Here is a 2,765-nt window from a genome sequence, read left to right on the forward strand (position 1 = left end):
TCCCGTCCACCGCCGACCCCGACCCGGCGCCCGCACCCGCCGATCCGGCGCCAGCTCCCGCCGATCCGGCGCCCGCACCCGAACCCGGTGAACCGTCCTCCGAGGCGGGCCCGGACGCGCCGCCCCGGCGCCGTGAGCAGACAGGGGACGAGGGCTGATGGAGTTCTTCGACATCGCCTGGCGGCTGCTCGCCGTCCTGATCGCCTTCCTCACCCTGCCGCTCGTCGTCGGCCAGGCGGAGCACAAGGTGATGGCCCACATGCAGGGCCGGGTCGGGCCGATGTACGCGGGCGGTTTCCACGGCTGGGCCCAACTGGTCGCCGACGGGGTGAAGTTCGCGCAGAAGGAGGACGTCGTCCCGGCTGACGCCGACCGCCGCGTCTTCCGACTCGCGCCCGCCGTCGCACTGATCCCCTACCTCCTGGTGCTGATCGCCATCCCGATCGCGCCGAACGGCGTGGTCGGCCAGGTCATCGACGCGGGCATCTTCTTCGTCCTGGCCGTGCTCGGTGTGGGTGTGATCGGCCAGGTGATGGGCGGCTGGGCGTCCGCGAACAAGTACTCGCTGCTCGGCGGCATGCGCACCGCGGCGCAGCTGATGGCCTACGAACTGCCGCTGCTGCTCAGCGCCGCCTCGGTGGCGATGGCCGCAGGTACGCTCTCGCTGCCCGGCATTCTCGACGCCTGGCAGTGGTGGTGGCTGCCGTGGCAGCTGATCGGCGCCTTCGTCTTCTTCACCGCGGGCGTCGCCGAGCTGCACCGGCCGCCCTTCGACGCCCCGCTGGCCCCCGAGGAGATCATCTTCGGCCCGCTCACCGAGTACGGCGGGCTGCGCTTCGCCCTGTTCATGCTGTCCGAGTACGCGGGCATCGTGGTGGTGTCCGCGCTCACGGCGGTGCTCTTCCTCGGCGGCTGGCACGGCCCCTGGTCCGACCAGCTCGGCTGGCTGTGGATGCTGCTGAAGACCGGCGCGCTCTGCTTCCTGGTGATCTGGATGCGGGTCGCCTGGCCGCGGCTGCGCGCCGACCAGATCCAGCGGTTCGCATGGACGCTGCTGGTACCTCTCGCCCTCGGACAGATCGCGCTCACCGGCGTGGTGAAGGTGGTGTTCTAGACGTCATGGGCCTTCCCGGCTCCGGTCTGGCCAAGGGCCTGGCCGTCACCCTGCGCACGATGACCCGTCGTTCGGTCACCGCGCACTACCCGGACGTCCAGCCGGAGCTGCCCGCGCGCAGCCGCGGCGTGATCGGACTGTTCGAGGAGAACTGCACGGTCTGCATGCTCTGCGCCCGCGAGTGCCCCGACTGGTGCATCTACATCGACTCCCACAAGGAGACGCTGCCCGCTGCCGCCCCCGGCGGCCGGGAACGCAGCCGCAACGTGCTGGATCGGTTCGCCATCGACTTCTCGCTGTGCATGTACTGCGGGATCTGCATCGAGGTGTGCCCGTTCGACGCGCTGTTCTGGTCCCCGGAGTTCGAGTACGCGGAGACCGACATCCGGGAACTGACCCACGAACGCGACAAGCTGCGCGAGTGGATGTGGACGGTGCCGGAGCCGCCACCGCTCGACCCGGCGGCCGAGGAGCCCAAGGAACTCGCCGCCGCCCAGAAGACCGCCGACAAGCTCGCCGCCCAGCAGGCCCAGCAGGAACAGGCCCAGCAGGAGCAGCCCCAGGCCGGGCAGGCCCAGGAGCAGGCGCAGGACCCCCGGGAGGACGGGGCATGACCGCCACCGCGCTCCTCGCCGCACAGTCACCCGGCTTCCTGTCACCCACCGGCGTGGAGATCGTCTTCCTGCTGGTCGGCGCCGTCACGCTCGGCGCCGCGGTACTCGCCGTCACCACCCGCCAGTTGGTGCACGCCGCCCTGTGGCTGGTGGTGGCGCTCGGCGGCATCGCCGTCGAGTACCTGCTGCTCACCGCCGAGTTCATCGCCTGGGTGCAGGTCCTCATCTACGTCGGCTCCGTCGTGGTGCTGCTGCTGTTCGGACTGATGCTGACCAAGGCGCCCATCGGCCGCTCCGCGGACGCCGACTCCGGCAACCGCCCGGTGGCGCTGGTGGTGGCGCTCGTCGCCGCCGTGACGCTGGTGACGGTCGTCGTCGACGCGTTCCGCTCCGCCTACCTCACCCTCGACACACCGCAGGGTGACACCGCCACCGTCGGCGAGGCGCTCTTCCGGCACTGGGTGCTGCCCTTCGAGGCGCTGTCGGTGCTGCTGCTCGCCGCCCTGGTCGGCGCGATCGTGCTCTCCTCCCGGCGGAAGAAGGAAGCGCGCTGATGCATCTCGCCTATCCCGCGGTGCTGGCCGCCCTGCTGTTCTCCGTAGGCCTCTACGGCGTACTCGCCCGACGCAACGCCGTCCTGGTGCTGATCTCCGTCGAGCTGATGCTCAACGCCGTCAACCTCAACCTGGTCGCGTTCGACGTGTGGCTGCGCGACGCCCTGCACGCCGGCCAGGCCCTCACCCTGTTCACCATCGCCGTGGCCGCCGCCGAGATCGGCATCGGCCTGGCCATCGTGCTGCTGGTCCACCGCAACCGCGGCACCTCGGACGTCGACCGGCTGCGCGACCTCGCCGAGCCACCCCCCGGCGACGGCCGGCAACCCCCGCGGGAGACCGACGTGCAGAAGGCGGAGGCCACCGCGTGAGCATCACCGCCCTGGCCGTGCCCGTGCCCCTGCTGCCGCTGCTCGGCGCGTTCGCCGGCCTGCTCGTGGGCCGCCGCGCACCCGGCTTCGTCCGGCCGCTCGCCGTGCTGCC

General features: G+C 71.5%; 4 protein-coding genes. All 4 read left to right on the forward strand.

Annotated elements, in window-relative coordinates:
- Positions 1–157 precede the first annotated feature (157 nt).
- Genes ACYVE9_RS21770 through nuoK form a run of 4 tightly spaced genes read left to right on the forward strand, consistent with a single transcriptional unit; the run spans position 158 to position 2,653 of the window.
- Positions 158–1,114, forward strand: coding sequence for a complex I subunit 1/NuoH family protein (locus tag ACYVE9_RS21770; RefSeq protein WP_461029579.1), 957 nt, complete (start codon positions 158–160; stop codon positions 1,112–1,114).
- 5 nt (positions 1,115–1,119) lie between these two features.
- Positions 1,120–1,728 carry a NuoI/complex I 23 kDa subunit family protein gene (locus ACYVE9_RS21775; RefSeq protein WP_461029580.1) on the forward strand — a complete coding sequence of 203 codons (609 nt, stop codon included), beginning with the start codon at positions 1,120–1,122 and terminating at the stop codon, positions 1,726–1,728.
- Positions 1,725–2,282, forward strand: a complete 558-nt coding sequence (locus tag ACYVE9_RS21780; protein ID WP_461029581.1) for an NADH-quinone oxidoreductase subunit J family protein — start codon at positions 1,725–1,727, stop codon at positions 2,280–2,282. The genes ACYVE9_RS21775 and ACYVE9_RS21780 overlap by 4 nt, the downstream gene beginning before the upstream one ends.
- Positions 2,282–2,653 carry an NADH-quinone oxidoreductase subunit NuoK gene (gene nuoK / locus ACYVE9_RS21785; protein ID WP_461029582.1) on the forward strand — a complete coding sequence of 124 codons (372 nt, stop codon included), beginning with the start codon at positions 2,282–2,284 and terminating at the stop codon, positions 2,651–2,653. The genes ACYVE9_RS21780 and nuoK overlap by 1 nt, the downstream gene beginning before the upstream one ends.
- Positions 2,654–2,765: the final 112 nt, after the last annotated feature.

Source organism: Streptomyces sparsus (assembly GCF_054776295.1).

Excerpts from the sequence above, each read along its gene's own strand:
- nuoK (WP_461029582.1), top strand. The coding sequence starts at position 2,282 with ATGCATCTCGCCTATCCCGCGGTGCTGGCCGCCCTGCTGTTCTCCGTA.
- ACYVE9_RS21780 (WP_461029581.1), top strand. The coding sequence starts at position 1,725 with ATGACCGCCACCGCGCTCCTCGCCGCACAGTCACCCGGCTTCCTGTCA.
- ACYVE9_RS21770 (WP_461029579.1), top strand. The coding sequence starts at position 158 with ATGGAGTTCTTCGACATCGCCTGGCGGCTGCTCGCCGTCCTGATCGCC.
- ACYVE9_RS21775 (WP_461029580.1), top strand. The coding sequence starts at position 1,120 with ATGGGCCTTCCCGGCTCCGGTCTGGCCAAGGGCCTGGCCGTCACCCTG.